22 protein-coding genes and 1 pseudogene are annotated in these 24,824 nt (G+C 70.6%); 7 read left to right on the forward strand and 16 right to left on the reverse strand.

Annotated elements, in window-relative coordinates; translation table 11 throughout:
- Nucleotides 1-45: 45 nt before the first annotated feature.
- Nucleotides 46-441, reverse strand: coding sequence for an SDR family NAD(P)-dependent oxidoreductase (locus ACTWQA_RS49055; protein ID WP_443165720.1), 396 nt, complete (start codon nucleotides 439-441; stop codon nucleotides 46-48).
- Nucleotides 442-506: 65 nt separating this feature from the next.
- Between ACTWQA_RS49055 and ACTWQA_RS49060 the strand changes: the two genes are divergently transcribed.
- Nucleotides 507-1,388 carry an AraC family transcriptional regulator gene (locus tag ACTWQA_RS49060; protein ID WP_443165721.1) on the forward strand — a complete coding sequence of 294 codons (882 nt, stop codon included), beginning with the start codon at nucleotides 507-509 and terminating at the stop codon, nucleotides 1,386-1,388.
- Nucleotides 1,389-1,602: 214 nt separating this feature from the next.
- Here ACTWQA_RS49060 and ACTWQA_RS49065 read toward each other — a convergent pair whose 3' ends face one another.
- Entirely contained in the window at nucleotides 1,603-2,529 is a 927-nt protein-coding gene (locus ACTWQA_RS49065) for a D-ribose ABC transporter substrate-binding protein (protein WP_443165722.1), read from the reverse strand.
- A gap of 392 nt (nucleotides 2,530-2,921) precedes the next feature.
- Complete coding sequence (locus tag ACTWQA_RS49070) at nucleotides 2,922-3,566, reverse strand: SDR family oxidoreductase (protein ID WP_443165723.1); 645 nt, start codon at nucleotides 3,564-3,566, stop codon at nucleotides 2,922-2,924.
- Between the two features lie 218 nt (nucleotides 3,567-3,784).
- Between ACTWQA_RS49070 and ACTWQA_RS49075 the strand changes: the two genes are divergently transcribed.
- Entirely contained in the window at nucleotides 3,785-4,051 is a 267-nt protein-coding gene (locus ACTWQA_RS49075; protein WP_443165724.1) for a dsRBD fold-containing protein, read from the forward strand.
- 200 nt (nucleotides 4,052-4,251) lie between these two features.
- Here ACTWQA_RS49075 and ACTWQA_RS49080 read toward each other — a convergent pair whose 3' ends face one another.
- The 7 genes from ACTWQA_RS49080 to ACTWQA_RS49110 form a co-directional block, all read right to left on the reverse strand.
- Nucleotides 4,252-4,866, reverse strand: coding sequence for a hypothetical protein (locus tag ACTWQA_RS49080; protein ID WP_443165725.1), 615 nt, complete (start codon nucleotides 4,864-4,866; stop codon nucleotides 4,252-4,254).
- A gap of 70 nt (nucleotides 4,867-4,936) precedes the next feature.
- Nucleotides 4,937-5,479 (reverse strand): gluconokinase, encoded by a 543-nt coding sequence (locus ACTWQA_RS49085; RefSeq protein WP_443165726.1) that lies wholly within the window; start codon nucleotides 5,477-5,479, stop codon nucleotides 4,937-4,939.
- Nucleotides 5,469-6,698, reverse strand: a complete 1,230-nt coding sequence (gene manD / locus ACTWQA_RS49090) for a D-mannonate dehydratase ManD (RefSeq protein ID WP_443165727.1) — start codon at nucleotides 6,696-6,698, stop codon at nucleotides 5,469-5,471. Before manD ends, ACTWQA_RS49085 begins: the two co-directional genes overlap by 11 nt.
- A 54-nt stretch (nucleotides 6,699-6,752) precedes the next feature.
- A complete protein-coding gene (gene dgoD, locus ACTWQA_RS49095; RefSeq protein WP_443165728.1) occupies nucleotides 6,753-7,901 on the reverse strand; it encodes a galactonate dehydratase in 1,149 nt (382 codons plus the stop codon).
- Between the two features lie 5 nt (nucleotides 7,902-7,906).
- A complete protein-coding gene (locus ACTWQA_RS49100; RefSeq protein ID WP_443165729.1) occupies nucleotides 7,907-8,722 on the reverse strand; it encodes a carbohydrate ABC transporter permease in 816 nt (271 codons plus the stop codon).
- Nucleotides 8,719-9,663 carry a carbohydrate ABC transporter permease gene (locus tag ACTWQA_RS49105; protein WP_327581373.1) on the reverse strand — a complete coding sequence of 315 codons (945 nt, stop codon included), beginning with the start codon at nucleotides 9,661-9,663 and terminating at the stop codon, nucleotides 8,719-8,721. Before ACTWQA_RS49105 ends, ACTWQA_RS49100 begins: the two co-directional genes overlap by 4 nt.
- A gap of 7 nt (nucleotides 9,664-9,670) precedes the next feature.
- A complete protein-coding gene (locus tag ACTWQA_RS49110) occupies nucleotides 9,671-10,957 on the reverse strand; it encodes an ABC transporter substrate-binding protein (protein ID WP_443165730.1) in 1,287 nt (428 codons plus the stop codon).
- A gap of 137 nt (nucleotides 10,958-11,094) precedes the next feature.
- Here ACTWQA_RS49110 and ACTWQA_RS49115 point away from each other — a divergent pair, with 137 nt between their 5' ends.
- A complete protein-coding gene (locus ACTWQA_RS49115) occupies nucleotides 11,095-11,856 on the forward strand; it encodes a FadR/GntR family transcriptional regulator (protein WP_443165731.1) in 762 nt (253 codons plus the stop codon).
- Nucleotides 11,857-11,911: 55 nt separating this feature from the next.
- Here ACTWQA_RS49115 and ACTWQA_RS49120 read toward each other — a convergent pair whose 3' ends face one another.
- From ACTWQA_RS49120 to ACTWQA_RS49145, 6 genes are all read right to left on the reverse strand, one after another.
- Nucleotides 11,912-13,123: a cytochrome P450 gene (locus ACTWQA_RS49120; RefSeq protein WP_443165732.1), complete on the reverse strand. Its 1,212-nt coding sequence runs from the start codon at nucleotides 13,121-13,123 to the stop codon at nucleotides 11,912-11,914.
- A 26-nt stretch (nucleotides 13,124-13,149) separates the two neighbouring features.
- Nucleotides 13,150-14,745, reverse strand: a complete 1,596-nt coding sequence (locus ACTWQA_RS49125; protein ID WP_443165733.1) for an FAD-dependent oxidoreductase — start codon at nucleotides 14,743-14,745, stop codon at nucleotides 13,150-13,152.
- 176 nt (nucleotides 14,746-14,921) lie between these two features.
- Complete coding sequence (locus ACTWQA_RS49130) at nucleotides 14,922-16,346, reverse strand: arabinose isomerase (RefSeq protein WP_443165734.1); 1,425 nt, start codon at nucleotides 16,344-16,346, stop codon at nucleotides 14,922-14,924.
- A 16-nt stretch (nucleotides 16,347-16,362) separates the two neighbouring features.
- Complete coding sequence (locus ACTWQA_RS49135; protein WP_443165735.1) at nucleotides 16,363-17,289, reverse strand: discoidin domain-containing protein; 927 nt, start codon at nucleotides 17,287-17,289, stop codon at nucleotides 16,363-16,365.
- A 15-nt stretch (nucleotides 17,290-17,304) separates the two neighbouring features.
- Nucleotides 17,305-18,873: an alkaline phosphatase D family protein gene (locus ACTWQA_RS49140; RefSeq protein ID WP_443165736.1), complete on the reverse strand. Its 1,569-nt coding sequence runs from the start codon at nucleotides 18,871-18,873 to the stop codon at nucleotides 17,305-17,307.
- A 102-nt stretch (nucleotides 18,874-18,975) separates the two neighbouring features.
- Complete coding sequence (locus ACTWQA_RS49145) at nucleotides 18,976-19,713, reverse strand: DeoR/GlpR family DNA-binding transcription regulator (RefSeq protein WP_443165737.1); 738 nt, start codon at nucleotides 19,711-19,713, stop codon at nucleotides 18,976-18,978.
- Between the two features lie 324 nt (nucleotides 19,714-20,037).
- Here ACTWQA_RS49145 and ACTWQA_RS49150 point away from each other — a divergent pair, with 324 nt between their 5' ends.
- The 4 genes and pseudogenes from ACTWQA_RS49150 to ACTWQA_RS49165 all read left to right on the forward strand — a co-directional run.
- Nucleotides 20,038-21,342 carry an extracellular solute-binding protein gene (locus ACTWQA_RS49150; RefSeq protein WP_443165738.1) on the forward strand — a complete coding sequence of 435 codons (1,305 nt, stop codon included), beginning with the start codon at nucleotides 20,038-20,040 and terminating at the stop codon, nucleotides 21,340-21,342.
- Nucleotides 21,343-21,347: 5 nt separating this feature from the next.
- On the forward strand, nucleotides 21,348-22,256 hold the full coding sequence (locus ACTWQA_RS49155) for a carbohydrate ABC transporter permease (RefSeq protein WP_443165739.1): 909 nt from the start codon (nucleotides 21,348-21,350) through the stop codon (nucleotides 22,254-22,256).
- Complete coding sequence (locus ACTWQA_RS49160; RefSeq protein ID WP_327581363.1) at nucleotides 22,253-23,065, forward strand: carbohydrate ABC transporter permease; 813 nt, start codon at nucleotides 22,253-22,255, stop codon at nucleotides 23,063-23,065. The genes ACTWQA_RS49155 and ACTWQA_RS49160 overlap by 4 nt, the downstream gene beginning before the upstream one ends.
- Nucleotides 23,062-24,824, forward strand: a pseudogene (locus ACTWQA_RS49165) (hypothetical protein); the annotation flags it as partial. The gene ACTWQA_RS49160 and the pseudogene ACTWQA_RS49165, both read left to right, overlap by 4 nt.

Consider the following 24,824-nt stretch of genomic DNA (forward strand, 5'->3'; position numbering starts at 1 on the left):
GTAGACGCCCCGGCAGCGGCCCCCTGAGCGGTGAGGATGGCGCCATCACCCCCGCTCGACCATGGCGGGCAGGAACTCCCTGACCAGCGCCATGAGCGTGTACAGCGTGATCGGCAAGCGGTCTTGCACCAACTCCGGGGTGAGCGCGGCGGCGGGCACGAACGCCAGGTCGGCAGGCGCCGGGCCGTAGTACAAGGCCGCGGGGTCACCGACCCGCTCGCGGATCCGCTCAGCCAGCGCCGCGACGGCGTCGGCCTGGTCCAGATCGCCGGTGACCGCGTGGGCGGTGATTCCCCCGGCGGCCAGTTCCCGGGCCAATGCGTCCAACGGCCGCTGGCGCCGAGCCACCAGGACAATCTCGTACCCCTCCTTCCCGTATCGCCGGGCGATGGCCTGACCGACACCCGGGCCGGTTCCGAACACTGCGATGGATTTCGTCATGGCACCGAGCCAACCGCACATCGTCTGGACGATCCATGGGTGATTAGCTTGGTCCAGCGGCCACCGTGGGGCATGACCTTTGCCGACTCCCCGCCACTCACCGTGGCCGCCACCCTCGGCGGCCACGCCTGGATCCGGCTCGGCGACACCACCCCCTCCGCCTCGCCGCAGGTGACATCACCCTCATCACGGCTCCCGGTGGCTACACGATCACCGACGAGCCCGGCACCTCGCCTCAGTTCTTGATCCGCGACGGCCGCAAGTGCCTCCCCACCGGCGCCCCCGCCGACCTCCACCCCACGCTTTCTCCCCGCACCTACGGCGACGGCCTTGCTGGCGCCACCGTCATGCTCCGCGGCGTCTACGACCTGCATGGCTCTTCGGCCTCCAGGCTGCTGGCCCTCATCCCGCCCCTGGCGGTCGTCCCCTCAGGCCCCCGTACCCAGGCAGCCCTCGACCTCCTCGCCACCGAAACCGCCCGCGACGAGCCGGGCCAAGACGCCGTCCTCGCCCGGCTCCTGGACCTGCTCCTCGTGATCGCGTTGCGGGCCTGGTGCACCGGGCCGGAGGCGTCGCCGCCTGCCTGGTACCAGGCGCTGACCGACCCGTCGATCGGCGAGGCGCTACGCCTGCTGTATGACAACCCCGCCCACCGGTGGACGGTCGCCTCCCTGGCCACCAAGGTCGGCCTGTCCCGCGCCGCCTTCGCCCGGCGCTTCACCGCCCTGGTCGGGCAGCCGCCGCTGGGCTACCTCACCGACTGGCGCATGACCATCGCCGCCGACCTGCTCCGCGACACCCAGCAGACCGTGGCCACCGTGGCCCACCAGGTCGGTTACAGGGACCCGTTCGCGTTCAGCGTCGCCTTCAAACGCGCCAGCGGCCACACACCGTCGGCTTGGCGAGGCTCCTGCCAGCAGGGGGTACGGCACACGGTGACGGCTTGACCACCCACCGAGCCGACTCCCTCCGCTCCCGCCGCCATCTAAGCTCAACCAGGCCTAGCCCGGGCGGAACGATGCCAGCTGCTCGCCGAGGGTTGAATGCACAACACGGCCGCGCCTCATCGTGGCCGCGGTCCGACCACCACGACAGAGCGAGTCCCTTGAGGATGTCAGGCGCCCGCCCGTAGATGTGCCGCTCTATTGACGGCAGTGCACCTTAGAAAGTCCAGAAATCATGCGCGTTGTCCTTGGTCGCCAGCTTGATGGGAACCGCCACCGACGTCGCGATGGCCTGCCCCCTTGCAACCTTGATGGCGTCGTTAACCGCTCGCGAGCCGATCAGCCTCGGCTGCTGGGCGACCGTGGCGGCCATCGTGCCGGCCTGCACCGCCTTGATCCCGTCCGGCGTGCCGTCGAAGCCCACTACCTTGACCTGTCGCCCTGCTCTGTTCCCCAGCGCCTGGATCGCGCCCAGCGCCATTTCGTCGTTGCTCGCGAACACCCCTGCAATGTCGGGGCGACGCTGAATCAGGTTCGTCATGACGTCCCGGCCCTTGGCCCTGTTGAAGTCGGCCGGCTGCCTGGCGATGACCTTGATTTTCGGGTACGCCGCGATGCCGTCGGTGAAACCCCGGTCGCGGTCACGGGAGGCCGAGGTACCGACCGTACCTTGGAGGACCACCACGTTGCCCTTTCCACCGAGCTGCTTGGCCAGCTCCTGCGCACCCAGCTTGCCTCCGGCCACATTGTCGGAGGTCACGGTTTGCGCCACCTCGGAGCCCTTGACGCTGCGGTCGGCCGCGATCACCGGGATGCCGGCCTGACCGGCGGCCTTGACCGCCGGGGCGACCGCGTCGGAATCCACCGGGTTAAGGATGATCGCCTTGACGCGTTGTTTAGTGAAGTTTCGGACCTGGTCAGCCTGCCGGGAGCTGTCGTTGTGGGCGTCGGTGACCGTCAACTTGACCCCCGAAAGCTGCGCCGCGGCCTCCGCTCCGTCACGGAACTGGACGAAATAGGGATTACTCAGCGTTGACACCGACATTCCGATCGCGAGATCCCCGGAGGCGTTGTCTGCAACCGGCGAGCCACAGGCGGCCAGAGTGAACGCGCCGCCGAATATGAGAATCGCGAAAACCCGCATGATCTTTCTTCTTCTTACCGATTCGTGGCCTGCGCCGTCGGGTGTCGAGGAAGACCGCGAGCGGTCACCCCCGTGCACGGCCCGTTGCCGAAACACTGAGATCGACAGCAGGTTCAGGCCTGTTGAGCAGGACGGTCAGGATGGCGCGCTGACGAACGTGCCGAGCGCCGGGTCCTTCACACCGGGCAGGTCGCGGCGACGATCACGAGGACCGCGATTACGCCGGCTCGTGGCCGGCCGACTCCTAGTCCCCCGAGCCCAGGCCGCTGGCGGGCCCGATCCAGTCGCCACCGCGAAACTGCTGGACAGAGTGTATGTGATGAAATTCACGTCTCGGACTGTCCGGCATCCGGGCGTGCGGGGCGGCGGGACCGGCGCGATGTGTCCTGGCGCTATCGCTGGCCCGCGAGCCACTCGTCGAACGTGGTCGGCGCGATGCGGGCGTTCTCGCCGGGCAGCAGCACGTCGCCGGCCATCCCCGCGCCGAGCGGCCCCGACCATGTGGGCACGAGCTTCACCTCCCGACCGCGGGCCTCGTTCGTGCGCCGGGCCATGTCCACGAGGTCCTGCGGCTCGGGACCGGCGACGTCCACGTAGCGCCCCTTCGGCTCGCCGGTCGCGATCTCGGCGAGGACCCCGGCCACGTCCGCGGGTGCGATCGTCCACGGCACAGGCCCTGCGGCCACCAGGCGCTCCTGCTCCCGCTTGCCCGCGTAGCGAGGGTTGCCCTCGACACGATGAAGCCCCACGATCGACAGCAGCACGTGGTGGCGGACGCCAAGCCGTTCCTCAGCGGTGAGCAGATTGCGGGTCACGGCGCCGAAGGACGCCACCGCCTCGGCCCGCTCGGTCGCCGCCATGTTCGTGGCGTCGACGACCGCCTCGACGCCGGTGAGGGCGTCGTCGAGACCGTCACCGGTCGACAGGTCCACGCCGTGGGAACGGCTGATGCGCACGACGTCGTGCCCGCCCTCTTCGAGCGCGGCGACGGTGAGCGAGCCGATGTTCCCGGTGGCGCCGGCGACTGCGATACGCACGATGGTCTCCTCCTTGATCGGTAATCAAGCATGCTATTCAGGGCCGACACACCCCTCGCCCAGGCCAGGTTCACTTTCACCCTGCTCGGGAAGTTGCTCCTGCTGGGGCGGCCTCAGCCCCGGCCCCAGAGCCGGAGTCTTCGTCCAGGCCATGCTCGGCCTCGCCTGCCTGGATGATCGCCGCAAGCCTGCACTCCGCTCAGCCGCAGGAGGACCTCATGGAATCCAAGCGATGGTCCGTCGAGATCGACATCACCGAGGAAGGCGCGGAAACCACGGCCCGGGCGACCCTCACCGGTGGCGGCGCCCACCTGGCCGGAATCGGCCAGGCCCGGCGCCACCCAGCCGACCCGCCCATGGCGGAGATCGGCGACGAACTCGCCGTCTCCCGCGCACTGGACGACCTGGCTCAGAAGCTCGCCGTCATCAGCCGGCACGACATCGAACGATTCGTCGACACGCACGTGCCCACCTGGTCTTGGTGAAGGCCGCCTGATCCTGCGGGGGCCCCTAGCACCGGTCCCGGTCAGCGGCCGTCCCGTGCCCGGAGAGCTCCTGCAGCAGGTCCATTTCCAGCGGCTGAGTGTGGAAGCCCTTACACCGCACACTGACGGGCTCAGGGCTGGAGCGAACGCCCGATCCGCGTCGGCAGGACGGCGGCGGCCGTCGGCCGGACGGGCACGGATCACACCGAGTAGATCGCGATCAGCCCGGTGGTGACGCCGGCGAGGCCGGCGGCGGTCAGCACGCCGCCGCCGATCGCGGCCGCACGCAGGCGGCCGCGAGTGGCGCGGGAGCTCCAGTACAGGACGACGTACGGCAGGAAGCCGATCGCGCCGACGCACAGGAAGGGCAGGATCAGCGCGGTCAGCACGCCGCGCGGCCCCGCCACGGCCGCCCGGTCGCCTTCAGGGGTGAGCTGGGCCGCCACCGTGTCGCCCGCCTCCAGGTCGGGCGGGGCGGAGACCGGGATCGCGGGGCCGCCGTCGCCGGGCACGAACGTGCCCTGGCAGTCGTAACGTCCCCGGCCGAGGCTGACGCACGCGTCCCCGGTGAGCGTGCCGGGCGTGCCGACGGCACCCGCCGCCAGCCGGATGGACGGCACGGACAGCGGGATGGGCACCACGAAGGCGCCCGCCCACATCAGCACGATCAGCGCCTTGCCGATCCGCCCGGGACCCCGGCCACGGGAGGCGGGGGCAAGGGCTGGACGGTGGGCGGCATCCTCGCCGCGCGGGCGGGTGTGGCTCGGGCCGTAGCGACGGAGTCTGCTCGTGCCCGCACGACGGCGGTTCCTCATGGCCCCCACGATGACGGCACCGGCTTGGAGGTGACTTGTCATCGTCTGCGGCAGTGGGCGCGAGGCCGGCTCACCCAGAGCTGACCGGTGCGGCCGGCAGGCCGAGCCGGGCGACGACCGCCGCCACCAGCTCGGCCGGCGACACCGCCACCTCCACCACGATCCCGGACTCCTCCGGGCCGAGGTGCTCGAGGATCGCCCGCTGGGAGTCGAGCAGGCCGGCCGACATGTAGTGGCCGGTGCGGCGGGTCATCCGGTCCCGGATCAGCTCCGCGGACCCGTCCAGGTGGACGAACTCCACCTCCGGCGGGCCCTGCCGTAGCACGTCGCGGTAGGAGCGCTTGAGCGCCGAGCAGGCCAGCACCGTGGATATGCCCTCGGCGTGCCGGGCGGCCATCCAGGCGGCCAGGTCACGCAGCCACGGCCAGCGGTCGGCGTCGTCCAGCGGGATGCCGGCGCGCATCCGCGCCACGTTCTCCTCTGGGTGGAACTCGTCCGCCTCGGCGAACCGCAACCCGGTCAGTTCGCTGATCCCCCGCGCCACGGTGGTCTTGCCCGCGCCCGACACGCCCATGACCACGATGTGCCGGGTGGGCCGGTGCTCACCAGTCATGGACGGTGCCGTCCTTGAGCCGGTTGAACGGCAGATACGCCGGCTGGTACGGGAAACGCGCCGCGGCCTCCTCGTCGAGCTCCACGCCGAGCCCCGGCAGCTCACCGGGGTGCAGGTAGCCGTCGGCGAAGCTGAACGACTGCCGGAACACCTCGTTGGTCGCCGGGCCGTGCTGCATGTACTCCTGGATGCCGAAGTTGTGGATCGCCAGGTCCAGGTGCAGGGCAGCGGCCATGCCGACCGGTGAGATGTCGGTCGGACCGTGGATGCCGGACTTGATCTGGTACTGGGCGGCGAAGTCGAGCAGCCTCCGCATGGCCGTGATCCCGCCGGTGTGGGTCACGGCGGACCGGACATAGTCGATGAGCTGCTCACGGATCAGCGTCTGGTAGTCCCACACGGTGTTGAAGACCTCGCCGATGGCCAGCGGGGTGATGGTGTGCTGCCGGACCAGGCGCAGCGCCTCCTGGTTCTCGGCCGGCGTGCAGTCCTCCAGCCAGAACAGGTCGTACGGCTCCAGGGCCTTGCCCAGCTTGGCGGCCTGGATGGGGGTCATCCGATGGTGCCCGTCGTGCAGCAGCGGCAGCTCGGGGCCGAACTCGCTGCGCACCGCCTCGAAGACGCCGGGCAGGTGGCGCAGGTAGGCGCGGGTGTCCCAGTCCTCTTCCGCGGGCAGCGCGGTGCGCTGGGCCGGCTCGTAGTCGTACCGTTTGCCGTCGACGCTGGGCTGGGCGGCCACGCCGTAGACGGCGTCGATGCCTGGCACGGAGGTCTGCACCCGGATCGAGCGGTAGCCCATCTCCAGGTGCCGCCGGATCGAGTCGAACAGCTCGGGCAGGTCCCGGCCCGAGGCGTGCCCGTACGCCATGATCCCGTTCCTGGAGGCTCCGCCGAGCAGCTGGTAGAGCGGCATCCCGGCGGCTTTCGCCTTGATGTCCCACAGCGCCACGTCCACGGCCGCGATGGCCGCCATGGTGACGGGCCCTCGCCGCCAGTACGCCGAGCGGTAGAGGAACTGCCAGGTGTCCTCGATGCGATGCGGGTCCCGCCCGATCAGCAGGGGAACAACGTGGTCGGCCAGGTACGAAGCGACCGCCAGCTCCCTCCCGTTGAGGGTGCCGTCCCCGAGCCCGGTGATCCCCTCGTCCGTCGTGATCTTGAGGGTGACGAAGTTGCGATCGGGACTGGTGACGACGACGTCCGCTGCGATGATCTTCACGCAGGTGCCTTTCTCACAGGTGGGGCGGGCGAAGGGTCAGCTCGAGGGCCATGGTCACCATTCAGCGTAGGAGCCGTCCCGGTGCCGCCAGATGGGGCTGCGCCAGGCGTGTCCTCGTTGGCCGGCGGAGCGGACCGCCTGCTCGTCGACCTCGATACCCAGGCCGGGGGCGGTGAGCCGCTCGACGTGTCCGTCCACGAACGTCAACGGGGTCTTGTCGAGGCAGTAGTCGAGCACCTCGGCGCCGCGGTTGTAGTGGATGCCGATGCTCTGCTCCTGGATCAGGTAGTTCGGCGTGGCGAAGCCGACCTGCAGGCAGGCCGCGAGGGCGATCGGACCGAGCGGGCAGTGCGGGGCGAGCTGCACGTCGTACACCTCGGCGAGCGTGGCGATCTTGCGTACCTCGGTGATGCCGCCGGCGTGCGAGAGGTCCGGCTGGGCGACCGCGATGCCGGCTTGGAGGACGGGCAGGAACTCCTGCCGGCTGTAGAGCCGCTCCCCCGTCGACACCGGGATGGTGGTCGAGCGGACGAACTCGCCGATGAGGTGCGAGTTCTCCGGGACGACCGGCTCCTCCAGGAACAGCGGCCGGTACGGCTCCAGCAGCGGCGCCACCCGGCGGGCGTTGGCCAGGGTGAACCGTCCGTGGAAGTCGACGGCGACGTCGCGGTCCTCGCCGAGCACCTCGCGGGCGGCGGCCACCCGGGCGACCACGCCGTTCAGCTCGGCGACCGAGGCGAGCGGGCTCACCCTGCCGGAGGCGTTCATCTTCACCGCGGTGAGCCCGGCCTCGACCTGGGCGGCGACGTGGTCGCGGACCTCGCCGGGCTCGTCGCCGCCGACCCAGCCGTACACCCGGATCCGGTCCCGGACCGGACCGCCGAGCAACTGGTGCACCGGGGCGCCGAAGTGCTTGCCGGCGATGTCCCACAGGGCCTGGTCGAGCCCCGCCACGGCACTGGCCAGGATCGGGCCGCCCCGGTAGAACGAGCCCTTGGTCAGCACCTGCCAGTGGTCCTCGATCCGCAGCGCGTCCCGGCCGATCAGCAGCTCCGCGAGCTGGTCGATGGCGGCGCGGACGGTCTCGGAGCGCCCCTCGCAGGTGGCCTCGCCCCAGCCGGCGATCCCGGAATCGGTCTCCACCCGGACGAAGAGCCAGCGGGGAGCGACCAGGAAGGTCTCGATGCGCGCGATGGTCGTCATGCCGCTCAGCCCTTCGTCGCGCCGGCGGTGAGGCCGGAGACCACGTACTTCTGCACGAACAGGGCGATCACCATGATCGGTACGGTGACCACGGTGGCCGCGGCCATCAGGCCGCCCCAGTCGATGCTGGCGTAACCGACGAAGTCGAAGATCGCCACGGGCAGGGTCTTGGTGTCGGCGTCGGAGAGCACGAGCGCGAACATGAAGTTGTTCCAGGAGAAGATGAAGGACAGGATCCCGGCGGTGGCGATGCCCGGCACGGACAGCGGCAGCATGATGCGGCGGAACGCGCCGATGTGGGTCAGCCCGTCGACCAGCCCCGCCTCCTCCAACTCCTCGGGCAGGCTGTCGAAGTAGCCCATCATGATGTAGACCACCAGCGGCAGCGAGACGAACATGTGGCTGATGATCAGCACCCCGAAGCCCCCGACCATCTTCAGGTTGGAGAAGACGTAATACCAGGGCACCAGGAGCGAGACGCCGGGGATGACCCGGGCCATCAGGACCACCAGCGCGGACTTCTTCATGGTGAACCGGCTCATCGAGTACGCGGCCGGCAGGCCGAGGACCAGCGACGCCACGGTGGCGGCGAACGCCACCCAGAGGCTGTTGCCGATGAACTGGACGTAGTTGGCCTGCTGGAGCACCTTGACGTAGTTGTCCACGGTGGGCGAGAAGGCCAGCGCTTTGCCCGGGTCGTAGATGTCGACGTTGGTCTTGAACGACGCGGCGATCATCCAGAGCAGCGGCGCGAGCAGGGTGAGCACCACGACGGTGAGCGCCACCACCCGGAACACCCGGTACGCGGGTCGGGGCTTCATCGCTGTGCCTCCTTGCGCCGGGCGGTCAGGGCCCACATCGCCCCGATGATGATCAGGAAGAAGAGGATGAGGACGGTGGAGGAGACGCCGTAGTCGTTGTAGTCGAAGCTGAGGCCGTAGGCGTACACGTTCAGCGTCTCGACCTCGTGGAACGAACCGCCACCGCGGCCCTTGGTGGCGTAGAGGATGTCGAAGGTCTTCAGCGCGTCGATGCCGCGCAGCAGGATCGCCACGGTCAGCGTGGGCATCAGCAGCGGCAGGGTGACGTGCCGGAAACGCTGCCAGGTGCTGGCGCCGTCGATGCGCGCCGCCTCCTGCGGCTCGTCCGACAGCGAGGTGAGCCCGGCGAGCAGGATCAGCGCCACCATCGGCGTCCACTGCCACACGTCGATGAAGATCGTGGTGGGCAGGGCCGTGTGCTGGCCGGCGAGCCACGGCTGCGGCCCGATGCCGACCCAGCCGAGGGCCTGGTTGGCCAGGCCGATGTTCGGGTCGAAGATGAGCCGCCACATCATGCCGACCGCGACCGGGGTGGCGACGAGCGGCATCAGGATGGCGACCCGGACCCACTTCTGCCCTTTGAACGGCCGCCAGAGCAGCAGGGCGATCGCCATCCCGAGGACCACCTCGAACAGCAGCGCGACACCGGTGAAGGTGACGGTCCGTCCGACGGCGGGCCAGAACCGTTCGGTGTCGGACAGGACGTCGAGGTAGTTCTCGACGCCCACGAACTCGCTCTCCGCGCGGACGGATCCCTCGGCGTCGGTCAGGCTGAGGTAGCCGGTCCAGGCCAGGGGGAACACCAGCAGCGCGGCGACGAAGGTCATCGCGGGCGCGGCGAAGAGCCATTTGCGGTGGTCGTTGACCCAGCGCACCCAGCCGGGCGTCCCGGGGGCGGTGGGGGCGCTGTGCGGCGCCTTGGTGGTGGTGATCGTTGCCATGAGGTGCCTACTTGGCCTCGTCGTCCAGGAACTTCTGGAAGGCGGCGTTGGCCGTGTCGGCCGCCGCGGCGGCGTCCTTGCCGGTGATCGCGTCGACGATCGGCTGGCCCACGATCTCGCGGGCCTCGGCGACCTTCACGACCAGCGGCCGGTCATGACCCACCCCGGCCTTGGTGCTGGCCGCGATCGCCTCCACCAGGTCCTTCGGGAAGGTCGAGGTGCTCTCCGGATTCGCCCAGACCGAGCTGCGGGCGCCCGGCACGCCGGACTTCTGCTGGGCGAGCGTCTGCTCCTTGCTGGTGGCCCACTCGATGAACTTCCAGGCGTTGGCCTGGTTCTCCGAGCTGGAGTTGATGCCCAGCGCCCACGACGGGATGTTGTACGGCTTCGAACCGGACGGGCCGGCCGGGAACGGCGCGAAGCCGACCTGGTCGGAGACCTTGGACTTGGCCGGATCGGTGGCGTTCTTGTAGAGGGAGTTCGCCTCGGTGTAGAAGGCGGCCTTGCCCTGGGTGAAGATGGCCATCGCCTCGGGCCAGCCCATGTCGGTGCTGACGTTCGCCGGGCCGGAGTCCTTGATCAGCCCGCCGTAGTAGGCGAACGCCTGCTTGGCCGCGTCGCTGTTGACCGCGGCCTTGCCGCTGCCGTCGACGAAGTCGCCGCCGAAGCTGTAGAGGAAGCTGGAGAACTGGGTGACGGCCGGCGACTTGCCGGTGCGGGCGACGAAGCCGGCGATGTCCGGCTCGGCCGCCTTGATCTTGGCGGCGGCGGCCTTCAGCTCGTCGAGCGTCTTCGGCGGGGCGCTCAGGCCGGCCTTGGCGAGCAGGTCCTTGCGGTAGTAGAGGACCTCCTGCTCGGTGATGATCGGGACACCGACCGGCTTGCCCTCGTGCGTGGTGGCCTCCACCGGGCCGGCCTGGAAGTCGCTGAAGTCCCAGGTGGCGTTGGACTTCACCTGATCCGACAGGTCGTCCAGGTACTTGTTCTTGGCGAAGAGCCTGCCCTCCTGCAGGGGGCGGTACATCATCACGTCGATGTCGGACGAGCCGGCGTTCAGCTTGACGTTGTACTGGTCGGAGAGCTGGTCCTCGCCGAGCTGGGTGATCTCGACCTTGAGCCCGGTCTGCTTCTCGAACGCGGGCAGAGCCTGCTTGACGTTCTCCGTCCACACGTGATTGGCCAGGGTGACCCGGACCGTCGTGGACGCGCCGCCGTCGCCGCCACCGCCACAGGCGGACAGGCTCATGGCGGCAACCACGGCCAGAGACGTACCGAATATCGATCGACGTCGCACGTCAGGTCTCCTTTCTGTCATGGCCGCCGCCCCCCGGATGAGCGCCACATTGTCGTAACATCTGCTTAATGCGGTGATGCTAGGACAATAAAGCTGACTTATTCAAGGGTCGAGTCTCCACTGATATGCTCTGTGGCGTGAATCAGTCCGCCCCGGGGGTCGCACCCTTGCAGCAGGCCCCCGTCGAGGCTGGGCTGCACGCACGCGTCCTCGACCACCTCGGCACCGCCATCTGCAGCGGCGACGTGGCCGCAGGTTCCGTCCTGAGCATCGACGACCTGGTCGACCGCTATCAGGTCTCCCGCTCGGTGATCCGCGAGGTGCTGCGGGTGCTCGCATCCATGGGACTCGTCGAGACCCGGCGACGGGTGGGGATCATGATCCAGCCCGCGGAGGTGTGGAGCGTCTTCCACCCGCAGGTGATCCGCTGGCGGCTCGCCTCGGCGGGGCGGATGGCGCAGATGCGCTCGATCACCGAGCTACGGACCGCGATCGAGCCGTACGCCGCCTGGCTGGCCGCCGAGCGGATCGACGACGACGAGGCGAGCGAGCTGGTCGGGCTCGCGGCCAAGATGTGGGCCGCCGGCAAGGCCGGCGACGAGGCGCGCTTCCTCACCCTGGACATCGACTTCCACCGGCGGGTGCTGCTCGCCTCCGGCAACGAGATGTTCGCCAAACTGCACCAGATCGTCGCCGAGGTGCTCGCGGGCCGGCACCACTACCACCTGATGCCGCACAACCCGGACGAGCAGGCGTTGCAGCTGCACACCGATGTGGCCCAGGCGATCCAGCGGCGCGACGGCGAGCGGGCCCGTCAGGCCATGGTGGGGATCATGGAGCAGGGTTTCGCCGAGATGAAGTCGATGTGGGAGCAGACCGCCGAGCCGGGCGGCGCCTGACCGCCGCGGGCGAGAGCAAGCCACCGCTCACGCCGTCAGACGGGAACGCCCGGGCTCACGCGAGTTCGACGCCGTCGTAGTCGATCAGCAGGTGGCGTGGCCCGCGCAGGACGGGGCTCGGCCGGTAGGGAGGCGGGTCGGCGGCGAGCCGGGGATTGCGCAGCCGGCGGACGAGCTCGGCCAGCACGATCTGGGTCTCGAGCCGGGCCAGCGGTGCGCCGAAGCAGTAGTGGACGCCGCCGCCGAAGCCCAGATGCTCGTTGCGGGCGCGGCAGAGGTCGAAGCGGTCGGGATCGGCCGTGTGGGCGGGGTCGCGGCTGCCCGCGGCCAGCGCCAGGACGATGGGCGATCCGGCCGGGATGGTGGTGCCGTCGATCGTGATGTCGTCGAGGGCCACCCGCGAGGACACCAGTTGCACGGGCGGCTCGTAGCGCAGCAGCTCCTCGACGGCGGGGACGATGAGGCCGGGCTCGGCGCGCAGGCGTTCCAGCTGGTCCGGGTGGCGCAGCAAGGTGAGCATGCCGTTGGCTATGAGGTTGATGGTGGTCTCGTGGCCCGCGATCAGCAGCAGCACCGCGGTGGCGACGACCTCCTGCGGCGTCATGCCGCCCTCGGGACCGCGGTAGGTGACGAACCCCGACAGCAGATCCTCCCCTGGCTGCCGCCGGCGGTCCTCGGCGAGTCCGGCGAGGTAGCTTTTCAGCTCGTGCGCCACGGCCTGGCGTTCCCGCTCTCGCTCGGCTCGGTCCTCCTCGCCCGGGCCGAGCGTCTCGATGATCTGGTCCGCCCAGGCGTGGAACCGTGGCTCGTCCTCCACCGGTACGCCGAGCAGCCGGCAGATCACCGCGACCGGCAGCGGGTAGGCGACCTCGTCTACGAGGTCCGCCCGGCGTTTGCCGGCGATACCGTCGATCAGCGCGGTGGTGAGGGACACCATGGCGGGGCGCAGCCCGTCGACGGTGCCGGGTGAGTGCGGCGGTCCGAAGTGGCGCATGGTCAGGCGGCGCAGCCGGTCGTGTTCGGGCGGGTCGAGCCCGATGAACGACAGTGCCAGGTCCGGCGCCTCGGCCGCGGAGCGGAGATTGCGGCGGTCGGAGCTGACACGCGGGTCGTGCAGCAGCGCGACGATCTCGCGGTACGTGCTGACGACATACGTGCCGTCCTCCTGCCGCGCCACAGGGGTGTGGCGAAGCTCGCCGAAGAGCGGGTACGGGTCCGCGCGGCCGGACGGGTCCAGGATCCGCTCGAAGACACTGTGCGAGGTCATGGTCTGCGCTCTCTCCTGCCGGGCGTTCAGCTCTGTGGCGCCTGCACCAGCGAGGCGCGGCGTTCGGCCGGGTCGTGACCGGTCACCACGACCGTCGCCCCCGCCGTGGCGACCAGCCGCTCGGGGACCCGCGCGGGCACGGGCTCGGCCGCCTCGCGCTGGTCGACGTGGCGGAACCGGGGCGGAAACGGCGCCGCCTGCTCGATCAGCCGCTGGTAGAACTCCAGCCACAGCCCTTGATCGAAGGTGACCGCCGCCGTGACGCGGCCGTGGTATCCGTAGACGGCGACGAAGCGGCGCTCGGCCACCGAGCCCTGGGTGATGACGACCTCGTCGGCGAAGGTGGGCACGCCGACCGACTTGATGTTGACCCCGAACTGGCTGGACCAGAACACCGGCACGGACAGGTGCGGCCAGCGGTGCGCCTGGTCGCTGATCATGTTGTGGGCGGCGATCTCGGCCTGGGCGACCGCGTTGCCCCAGTGCTCCAGCGTCATGAACTGGTACTGGTAGAGCGGGTGCGGGAAGCGCGCGATGTCGCCGGCGACGAAGACGTCATCGGTGACCAGGCCGTTGCTGTCCACGGCGCGGCAGCCCGCGTCGCAGGCCACGCCCCACACGCCGGCGGCCAGGCCCGAGTCCCGCAGCCATTCGACGTTGCGGATGGAGCCGAGTGCGACGACGGCCACGTCGGCCTCCACCGTGCTGCCGTCCGACAGGCGTGCGCCGCGTAGCCGCCCGTCCGCGTCGCCCTCCAGGGCCGTGACCGTCGTGTGGCACCGCAGGTCCACGCCGTGTTCGCGGTGCAGCTGCGCCGCCACGTCGCCGAGCACGCCGCCCAGCGCGCCGACGAGCGGGGCGGGACCGCGTTCGACGACCGTCACCGGCAGGTCCAGTTCGCGGCACACGGAGGCGATCTCCGAGCCGGTGAACCCGGCGCCGAGGATGAGCACACGGCGCGGGCCGGCGGCCAGCGCCTGCCGCAGCCGGGCGGCGTCGGCGACGGTGCGCAGCGTGTGCACGCCCTCCAGCGCGGCCTCGGCCTCGTTCGGCCAGGACCGGGCGCGGGTGCCGGTGGCCAGCAGGACCCGGTCGAAACCGATCTCGCGGCCGTCGGCCAGCCGCACCCGCTTGCCGGCCACGTCCAGCCCGGTCGCCGGGGTCCCCCACAGCCACTCGGCCTCGACCTCGCGCAGGCGGGGCAGCATGGTGTGGTCGGGCGGCACCTGCCCGGTGAGGACCTGTTTGGACAGGGGAGGCCGGTCATAGGGCTGGTCGGGTTCGTCGCCGATCACGGTCAGCGATCCGGCGAAGCCCTCCCTCCTGAGCACACCGGCGGCCCGGGCCCCGGCCAGCGAGGCCCCGACGATGACGATGCGGCCGTCGCCCTGCCCCGGGGCGGGCGGGCCGGCCTGCTCGGCGGCGTGCCGGGTCGCCGCCCAGTCGAGATGGATGGCCTGGACCGGGCAGGCGGCGGCCGCCCGCAGCACGTGCTCGCGCCGCTCGTCGCCGGGGTCCAGGTCGTACAGCAGCGCCTCTTCTCGCATGGTGAAGACGTCCGGCGCGAGGAAGGCGCACTGCCCGTAGCCCTGGCAGCGCGTCAGATCGACGACGACTTTCACCGGCGACTCCCCCGTCGAGCAAGCATGCGCGCCCGCTCGTCGGTGACGGGCCCTGCCCGTGTGGGCCTACCCCGGCCGCTGCCCCGTGTAGCCCGGCGACAATGATCATTTCCTGGTCTTTGCCGAGCGGGGAGCCCGGCCCGGCGGGAGCGTGGTCCGGCGCTGACCGCAGCGCGTCAGGGCTGGACGTGTACGAGCTCGGCCCCGAGCAGGTCAGCGACCGCCCGCAGGTCGGCGACGCGGTGTCCGGTGCCGAGTGCCCAATGGTGGGAGATGCCGCTGGCGCTCCAGGCGTCGGTCCACTCGCCGGGGTCGCATCCGAAGTCCACCCGCGACGTGGTGTTGCCGATCTGCAGCAGCGGGCCGCCCACCACCTCCCCCTGCGAGACGACGAAGCCGAAGGCCCCGTCGTGACGCTGCCGCAGGCCGAACGCGGTGACAGGCCCGCGTGCCACGTCGAACTCGACCGAGACGCCCCAGCCCCGCTTGCCGTGGTAGACGCCGAGGCCGCGCAGGAGCGGCCGGCGCGAACTGATCGCCAGATGGGCGGGCCCGTCGTGGCCCATCTCCACGTGGCCGCGGGCGAAGTCGAGCGCCTGCAGTTCGGTGAAGGAGCCGCCGCCGCCGAGCCGGTCCATGATCAGCATGGCGAGCGAGGTGCGGAGCTCGTACTCGCCTGCCGCCGGGATCCCGCGGGCGGTGAGCAGGGACGCGCCGAGGATCATGCCGGCGCCGAGGCGCTCGTGGATCTCCCCGTCCAGCCCGCGGTGGTAGTAGGCCAGGCTGTCCAGCTCGAAGTCGGCCACGAGCCGGTCGAGCCCGACCGAGACGCGGGCCGCCCACGACAGGTCGTCCTCGTTGACGGTGTCGGCCAGCTCGAAGACCTCGCGGGCCAGCTTCGTCCGCTCGTCGGTCTCGGCGTCGGTGACCTTCTCCACGCGTACCCGCAGGTCGTCGAACTCGAGCACCTCGACGTGCCCGCCGAAGTTGGCGCTGACCAGGGTGAGGTCGGTGGCCACGTCCAGCATCCCCGGATACAGGTGGCCCATGAGGCCGTGCCGGCCCCGTCGCAGCGCCGCCCTGACCCCTGCCGCGCGCACCCACCGGCCGATCTTCTCCCAGGCCCGCTCGTCCTCGAGGTAGCCGGACACCGAGCGGAACGGGACGCCGCAGCGCATGAAGGCGTTGGCCATCTCCGGCAGCGGGCAGGCGCCGCAGTAGGCCAGCCACTGGCCGGTGTCGAAGGCGGCGTGGTCCATGGACTCGGTCGGCTGCAGGTTGATCAGCAGCACCGGCGCGCCGCTGCGCTGGGCGATCGGCACGAGCATGGTGGCGGTCATGTAGGTGGTGAGGAACCCGACGATGAGGTCGCAGCCCGCCGCGCGCAGCCGTTCGGCCGCCGCGGCGCCCTCCTGGGCGTCGGAGATGAAGCCGACGTCCACCACCTCGCAGTCCAGTGCCGTCATCCGCTCGGAGACCCGGGCGGAGGAGCGCTCAAGCTGCGGCAGCAGGTCGGGGAACTGCGGCCAGTAGGCTCCGAGCCCGCCTGCCACCAGGCCCACCTTGGTGCGGGGCGGTGTGCCGCGGGTGAGTGTGCTCATGAGAGTCTCCCTTCGGTCAGCGGACTTCGACCTCGATGATGCGGGTGTAGTCGTTGGCGCCGTTCGAGGCCAGTGCGACGATGCGGACGGCGTCGGCCGTGACGGGCGCGAAGTCGGAGCGCACGCTGCACGCGACGTTGCCGCGCACCTGCGCGACCGTCTGCCACTGGCCGTTCAGTCCGGTCTGGACGTCCCAGTCGCGCAGCCCGAAGGTCGCGGCCGGGTAGCGTTCGGTGTTCAGGGTGTACAGGTCCACGCGGGAGACCTGCTTGGCGCCGCCGAGCGCGACGGACACGGTGTCGGGCCAGGTCCGGCCCGTGGCGTCGTTCCAGCCGTTGCCGCCGGCCCAGCCGTTGGAGCTCGTGTCGCCGTCGGCGACGCTGCACGGCGGGTAGTTGGCGTTGGTGTGCTGGGAGGAGGCCGTGACCGGCCGCAGCAGCGCCAGGTTGCCGCCGTTGTCGAGCCGGTTCAGGGTGACGACCTCGACGGGCACGGCCAGCGTGCGTTCACCGGCGCGCAGGCGCAGGCCGTACTCGCCCTCGGGGGTGGTGGGCGGGACGGCGACCAGCAGCTTGGCGCCGAGCTCGTAGCCGGGCGGCAGGTAGCTGGACAGCATGGAGCGGGAGGCCGACAGCGGCTGGTCGATCTCCACGAACAGGTCGGCGTAGACGGGTTTCTTCGCGTCGCTGCGCAGGCCGATCTCGATCTTGGCCGGGCAGGCGGCGTCCACACCGAGCGGGGCGAGCAGCCGGTCGGCGCCCGCGATGGGGGTCAGCTCGCCGGTGCCCTTGGAGGTGCCGGGCTTGACCCGTACCGAAGGGACCGTCGCGGGCTGCTCGGCGGCGGGAGAGGGGTCCTGCCGCCGGGGGGTGGCTCCCGCGGCCGGCGCGGCCAGCAGGGCGGCGACGCCGGCGACGGCGAGCGCGGCGGTGAGGTGACGCATGATCGTTCCTTCCTGTCAGAGCGCGTTCAGGCCGGGAACGCCGTCGAGCGTCACGAGGCTGGCCCTGGTGGAGACCGGCGCGCCCGGCCGGTCGACGTAGGGGACGACCTTGAAGTCGGCCTGCCACTGGCTCCTGGTGACCTGGCAGGACACGTAGCCGCGCTGGTAGCTGGAGAAACGCAGATGCGGGTTGACGGCGTCGCGGCCGCCGGGTGGCAGGCCGGCGGCGGCGTTGCCGTTGCCGCCGCTGCTGACGGAGGTGCCGACGAACTCCACGCCGACCGTGGGCGAGGCGGGATCGTCGAAGTTCGTCTTGAGCTCGCCCGCCAGGTTGTAGTGGATGTCCCCGGTGAGCACGACGGGGTTGCCGACCCGGCGCTCGGCCATGCCGGTCAGCACGCGGTCCTTGGCGGCCTTGTATCCGTCCCAGAGGTCCATGCTGAGCCGCTGGGCGGGTGAGGCGTCGAAGTCGAGCTGGATCATGGCGATCTGCTGGGCCAGCACGTTCCACGTGGCGCGCGAGGCGCCGAGGCCGTCGAGCAGCCATCGCTCCTGCTCGGCGCCGAGCATCTGCCGGGCGGGGTCGAGGCGCTCGGCGCAGCCGACCTGCTGCCCGTCGCCGCACACCTGGTCGTCGCGGTACTGGCGGGTGTCGAGCATGTTGAACTCGGCGAGATCGCCGTAGGTGAACCTGCGGTAGATCCGCGCGTCGGGGCCCTGCACGGCAGGCACCCGGATGGGCAGGTTCTCCCAGTAGGCCCGGAAGGCGTTGGCGCGGATGACCAGGTAGTCCTGCTCGCTCACCTCGCCGCCCGGCCCGTGCGGGCCCGCCCAGTTGTCGAGCACCTCGTGGTCGTCCCAGGTGACGATCCACGGCGCCCGCTGGTGCGCGGCCTGGAGGTCGGGGTCGCTCTTGTAGAGGCCGTACTGGACGCGGAAGCGGTCGAGGGTGTCGCACTGCACCCTGAACTGCTCGGGCACCGGCGTCTGCCGCAGTCCGCCGGAGGGCACGATGCCGTATTCGTAGATGTAGTCGCCCAGGTGGAAGACCACGTCAGGCTCTTCTTCGGCGAGATGCCGGTAGGCGGTGTAGTAGCCGTCCTGCCACAGGGCGCAGGAGGCGAAGGCCAGCTTCAGGCTCTCGGGGCTGCTGCCCGGCGCGGGCGCCGTCCTGGTCCTGCCGACCGGGCTGATCTGGCCGCCGGTGCGGAAGCGGTAGAAGTACTCCCGGCCGGGACGCAGTCCCTTGGCGTCCACGTGGACCGAGTGGCCGTACTCGGGGGTGGCCCAGGCGGTGCCGTGCCGGGCGCGCCGGGTGAACGCCTCGTCCTCCGCGATCTCCCAGTCGACCGCGATCTTGTTGTACGGCATGCCGCCGAGGGGTTCGAGCGGCTTGACGGCCAGGCGGGTCCATAACATGACCCGGTCCGGCAGCGGGTCCCCGGATGCGACGCCCAGGTGGAAGGGGTAGTCGCCTTTGACGGTGGCCGGCGCCGTCCAGGGATCGGCCAGGTTGGTGGTGAAGGCGAGGGCCAGTGCGGAGCCGCCGAGCCCGAAGAAGGAACGGCGGGCGAGGTCGGGCATGCTGCTTCCTCACAATGCGGGGGCAGGGGGCGAAAGCCCTCACTTTCTAGCAAGCAGCCAAAGTCTTAACAAGAGTCAAGTTACAAATAACGAGCCACGGTGTTACATCTGTGCCACCTCGACGTGCCGGTGCCGGTCACGCAGCCGCTGCAGCATCTCGGCGGGGGCGTCGGAGTCGACCACGATGACGTCGAAATCGTCGAGGGGCGCGACCCGGTGCAGGGCCATACGTGCCAGCTTGGAGCCGTCGACGGCCAGGATGCGGCGCGTGCCCGAGCGCAGCATCGCCCGCTTGACCAGGACGATCTCCTGCTCCTGATGGAAGGCGTACTGGTCGGAGATCGCCGAGGTGGAGACCACGACCACGTCAGTGCTCACCGCCTCGGCCGCGTCGACGCAGCCGAGGCCGAGGAAGGAGTCGTGGGTGGCGTGATATTCGCCGCCGAGCGCGATGAGCCGGATGTCAGGAGTGCCGGCGAGCAGCCTGATCGCCTCCAGAAAGTTCGTCACCACGGTCAGGGGCGCCATCTCGCTCAACCGCCTGGCCACGGCCAGCGCCGTGGTGGAGTCGTCGAGCATGACGGAGCTGCCCGGCTCGATCATGCCCGCCACCACCTGCGCGATCGCGTCCTTCGCCGCGGTGTGCGCCTGGAGGCGGTAGGCGATGTTGCTCTCCCAGATGTTGGACGCCTGAGCGGTGGCACCGCCGCGGACCTTGCGCACCATGCCCTGGCGCTCCAGCTCGTCGAGGTCGCGGTGGACGGTCATCACACTCACGGCGAAGCCCTCCGCGAGCTCCGTCACCGTCGCCGAGCCCTGCCGCACGATCAGCTCCGCCATGTCCCGCCACCGCGCGGACCTGCTTGAGGTGTGCTGCCGCGAATTCACCTGAGCTCCCACCCTCGCCTGGACGGTCGCGAATCCTACCCTTGACACTCCGCTTGGGCGACTCATACTCTCCCCCCATCCATCGATTTAACAGAACTTGTTGTTAATTTAACAATCCGTCGCCTGGCATGCTCGGAACGCTTTCGCATGACCGTCATTAAAACGTTCGCATCGGCCTGGGCAGGCGGGAGGGCCGCCGCCATCCGCCTGCCCGGCGGGCAGACCCGCCGGGTGCCTCGGGGGACCGCTTCTTCCGCACGACCGAGGAGTCATCACATGACCGACCTGCTGCGCGACGCCCGCGTGAGCCGCGGCCAGTTCTTCCGCATGATGGGCGGCCTGGCGGTCGCGGCGGCCGCCACCGCGTGCTCCACCAAGCCGGAGACCACCGCCACGACCGGCGGCGGGGCCACGGCGACAGAGCTGAAGTTCATCGGCGTGGCCGATCAGAAGTCCGCCATGGACGAGCTGCTGGCCGCCTACCAGAAGGTCAAGCCCGCGGTGCGGGTCACCGCCTCCTACGCCCCCACCGACCAGGTGCAGACCTCCGTGCGCACCCAGCTCGGCGCCGGCAACGCGCCCGATCTGCACGTGGTCTACCCCGGCAACGGCAGCGCGATGTCGATGACCCAGATCGCCGAGGCCGGGCTGCTGGCGGACCTGTCGGCCCAGCCGTGGACCCAGACGATCCCCGCCGGGTTCAAACCGGCCTTCCAGCTCGGCGGCAAGACCTACATCTTCTCCGCCGGGTCGTCGGTGATCGGCGCGATCTACAACAAGAAGGTCTTCGAGCAGGCGGGCGTGGACGCCCCGCCGACGACGTGGACCGAGTTCCTGGCGGTCTGCGACAAGCTGAAGAAGTCGGGCGTCGCGCCGATCGCGCTCGGCGCGCAGACGCCGTGGGTCACCCAGCTCATCACGTACGCGCTGGTGCCCTCGACGGTCTACGCCAAGGACCCCACGTTCGACGACAAGCAGCTCGCGGGGCAGACCACCTTCGCCGAGTCGGGCTGGCGCCAGGCCATGGAGATGTACCTGGAGTTGCAGAAGCGCGGCTTCTTCAACGACAAGCCGAACGGCACCACGTTCGAACAGCAGATCTCCATGGTGGCCACCGGCAAGGCGGGCATGGCCGTGCAGGTCTCGGCGGTGCTGCCCGACTTCCGCAAGGCCGCCTCCGCGCCCGATGACCTGTCGATGTTCCCGGTGCCGGGTGCCGACGACGCCGCCTCGGTGTGGATCCCGGCCGGGGTCGTCGTCGGGCTCGGCGCCGCCGCCAAGGGCAAGAACGTCGAGGAGGCGAAGGCGTTCATCGACTTCCTCGGCAAGCAGGAGAACATCAACGCCTGGGCCAAGGCGATCTCCGCGATCCCGCTCACCCAGGACGCCTCGTCCACGATCGATCCGGCTGTGGAGTCGTTCCTGCCGTTCACCAAGGACAGGGCGGTGCCGTTCATGGATCAGCGCTGGCCCAACGCCGAGGTGCAGCCGGTGCACTTCGCGGTCGTCCAGGAGCTGCTCGCGGGCAAGTCCACGATCGACGAGGCGCTGACGAAGATGGACGAGGCCTACCGGAAGTGACCCTGGTGACCGCGACCAAACCAGCCCGCACCCGCCCGGCCGCGGCCGGGCGGCGCTCCCGCCTCACCTCGCCGTCGTGGCTGTTCGCCGCGCCCGCTCTCGTCGTGTACGCGCTGGTGGTGCTCTACCCCTCGGCCGGCGGCATCGTGTACGCCTTCACCGACTGGAGCGGGATCGGCCAGGACATGTCCTTCGTCGGGCTCGCCAACTTCGGCACGCTCCTCGGCGACGAGCAGGCCATGGGCTCGATCGGCAACACGCTGCTGCTGACCGTGGCCATCGTGATCGTGCAGAACGGCGTCGGGCTGCTGCTGGCGCTCGGCGTGCACGCGAAGCTGAAGAGCCGGGCGCTGCTGCGGGTGATCTTCTTCGCCCCCGTGGTCGTCAGCCCCGTGATGGTGGCCTTCCTGTGGAAGTACGTCTACAACCCCGACCCGTCGGCCGGCCTCAACGGGCTGCTCGGCCTGGAGGTCGACTGGCTCGGCGACCCGTCGGTGGCGCTGTGGTCGATCGCGGGCATGGTGGTGTGGCAGTACGCCGGTTATTCCATGGTCATCTTCCTGGCCGGGCTGGAGGGCGTGCCCAAGGAGCTGCACGAGGCGGCGATGATCGACGGCGCCGGCGCCTTCCAGCGCTTCCGCTACGTCACCTGGCCACTGCTCGCCCCCGCCGTGACGATCAACCTGATGCTCTCCACGATCGGCGGGCTCAAGCTGTTCGACCAGGTCTTCGCGGCCACGAACGGCGGCCCCGGCTACGCCACCGAGACGCTGTCCACGGTGCTGTACAAGCAGGCGTTCGTGTTCGGCAAGTTCGGCTACAGCACCGCGATCGCGCTGGTGCTGGGCCTGTTCGTGGCGGCCGTCTCCCTGGTGCAGGTCTACCACCTGCGGCGCCGGGAGGTGACCGCGTGAGAAGGACGTTCCTGCTGGAGATCGTCATGATCGCGGTGGCGGTGGCGTTCCTCTTCCCCGTCTACAGCCTGATCTCGTTGTCGCTGAAGGATCCCGCGCAGATCGCGCAGGCGCCGCTGGCCCTGCCCAGCCCGCCCACGCTCGACAATTTCGGCAAGGCCTGGACGGCGGCGGCGCTCGGCCCGTCCCTGGTGAACAGCACGGTGATCACCGTGGTCAGCCTCATCGCGCTGATCGCGCTCGGCTCGTTCGCCGCCTACTTCCTGGCCCGGGTGCAGACCCGGCTCGGCTACGGCCTGTACATCCTGTTCCTGCTCGGCATCGTGCTGCCCTTCCAGCTCGGCATGATCCCGCTCTACCAGCTGGTCACCGACCTCGGGCTGATCGGCACGCACGCGGGGATGATCCTCTTCTACACCGGCATCCAGCTCCCCTTCACCGTCTTCCTCTACACCGGCTTCATCCGCGCGCTGCCCGGCGAGTACGCCAGCGCCGCCCAGATCGACGGCGCCTCGCACCTGACGGCGTTCACCCGGGTGGTCTTCCCGCTGCTGCGGCCGATCACCGGCACCGTGCTGATCCTCAACGCGGTGTTCATCTGGAACGACTTCTTCACCCCGCTCCTGTACCTCGGCGGCTCCGGTTTCGAGACGGTCCCGGTCAGCGTCTTCGCCTTCGTCGGCCAGTACGTCTCCGACCACGGCCTGGTCTTCGCGGGGCTCGTGCTGGGCGCGCTGCCCATCGTGGTGGTGTTCCTGGCGCTGCAGCGCTACGTGATCAAGGGGTTCTCGAGCGGGCTGAAAGGATGAAGCTCCGGGATGTGCTCCGCGAGCCGCCCGCCTCGCACTCGCCGGCGGCCATCTGGTGGTGGAGCGGTGAGCCGCTGCGCCGCGACCGGCTGCGCTGGCAGATGGAGCGCCTGGTCGAAGGGGGCGTGCGTAATCTCGTCATCCTCAACCTCGCGCCGTCGGGGCCGCTGTTCGGCTCGGACGCCGACGACCCGCCATTCCTGTCCGAGGCGTGGTGGGAGCTGCTGGACGGGGTCTGCGGCGACGCCTTCGAGCTGGGCGCCTTCCTGTGGTTCTACGACCAGCTCGGCTTCTCCGGCGCCGACCTGCAGGCCCGCCTCGTCCAGGAGCGTCCGGAGTTCGCCGGGCAGTGGCTGGCAGCCGACGGGTCGGTCTCCAGCCGCGGTTTCGACTACCTGTCCCCCGCCGCCTGCGCCGTGCTGCTCGACCGGGTGCACGGGGAGTTCGAGCGCCGCCTCGGGCACTGGTTCGGCCGGGTGATCGCGGGGTCGTTCCAGGACGAGCTGCCGACCCTGCCCACCTGGTCGGCCACGTTCGCCGAGGAGTACGCGGCCAGGCGCGGCAGGCCGTTCTCGATCGGCGACCCCGACTGGGAGGCGTACCAGCTCACCCGCGCCGAGCTGGCCGAGGAGGCGTTCTTCCGGCCGCTGGCCGACTGGCACCGGCGCCACGGCCTGCTCCACGGCTGCGACCAGCAGGATCCGGCCCGGGCCGGCCATCCGGTCGACGGGGTGCGGCTCTACGCCGACTACGCGCGGACCCACCGCTGGTTCAGCGCGCCGGGCTCCGACCACCACGGCGACGCGCGCCTGCACTCTTCCCTCGCCCACCTCTACGGCAGGCCGCGCACCTGGATCGAGGCGTTCCACTCCAGCGGGTGGGGCGGCACGCTGGAGGAGACCTTCGACTGGCTGCTGCCCTGGCTGCGGGCCGGCGCCACCCTGTACAACCCGCATGCCGTCTACTACACCACCAGGCGCGGCTGGTGGGAGTGGGCGCCGCCGGCCACCGACTGGCGCCAGCCGTACTGGCGGCACCACCGGGTCTTCGCCGACGCGGTCACCCGCCTGTGTGCCGCCTTGTCGCTGGGGCGGCACGCCTGCGACGTCGCCGTCCTGCTGCCCGCCACGACCGCGCGGGCGGGCACGCCCGCGGACCGGCCCGCCGAACCGGACGGCGAGGCGGCGCGCGCCCAGCGCGTCTACCGGGAGATCGTGGGCGACATGGCCTGGTTCGCGGCCGCACCCGGCGCCCTGGACCGGCTCTGTCTCGACGCCGACGTGATCGACGAGGACTCGGTGCGGCGCGCGGACGTGGCCGGCGGGCGGCTGGCCGTCTCCACCGAGGCCTACCGGGCCATCGTCCTGCCCGCCGTCACGGCCATCGACGAGGACGTCGCCGCCCGGCTCGACGCGTTCGCCGCGGCCGGCGGGCTGCTGGTCGCCGTGGCCGCGCTGCCGGACTCGCCGCGGCTGCGCGCCCGCTTCGCGAGCGGCGGCGCGGTGTTCGCGCCGTCGAGCGAGCAGCTCGGGCAGGCGCTGGCGGGGCTCGAGCGGCGGGTGGAGGCGCCGGTCCCGCCGCTGGTCCGCGAGATCGGCGGCACCACGGTGGTGTTCCTGACCGCCGCGTTCCCCATGGCCAGCAGGATCGGCGTCGGCCGGCCCGAGGCGCGCGGCGTCGACCTGGGCTGGCTGGATGCCGCCATCGACTTCGAACCCGGCAGGTACGCACGCGAGATGCGGATCACGGTGCGGGGCGT

Origin of the sequence: Nonomuraea sp. 10N515B (genome assembly GCF_052245915.1) — a bacterium.
Lineage (GTDB): Bacteria > Actinomycetota > Actinomycetes > Streptosporangiales > Streptosporangiaceae > Nonomuraea.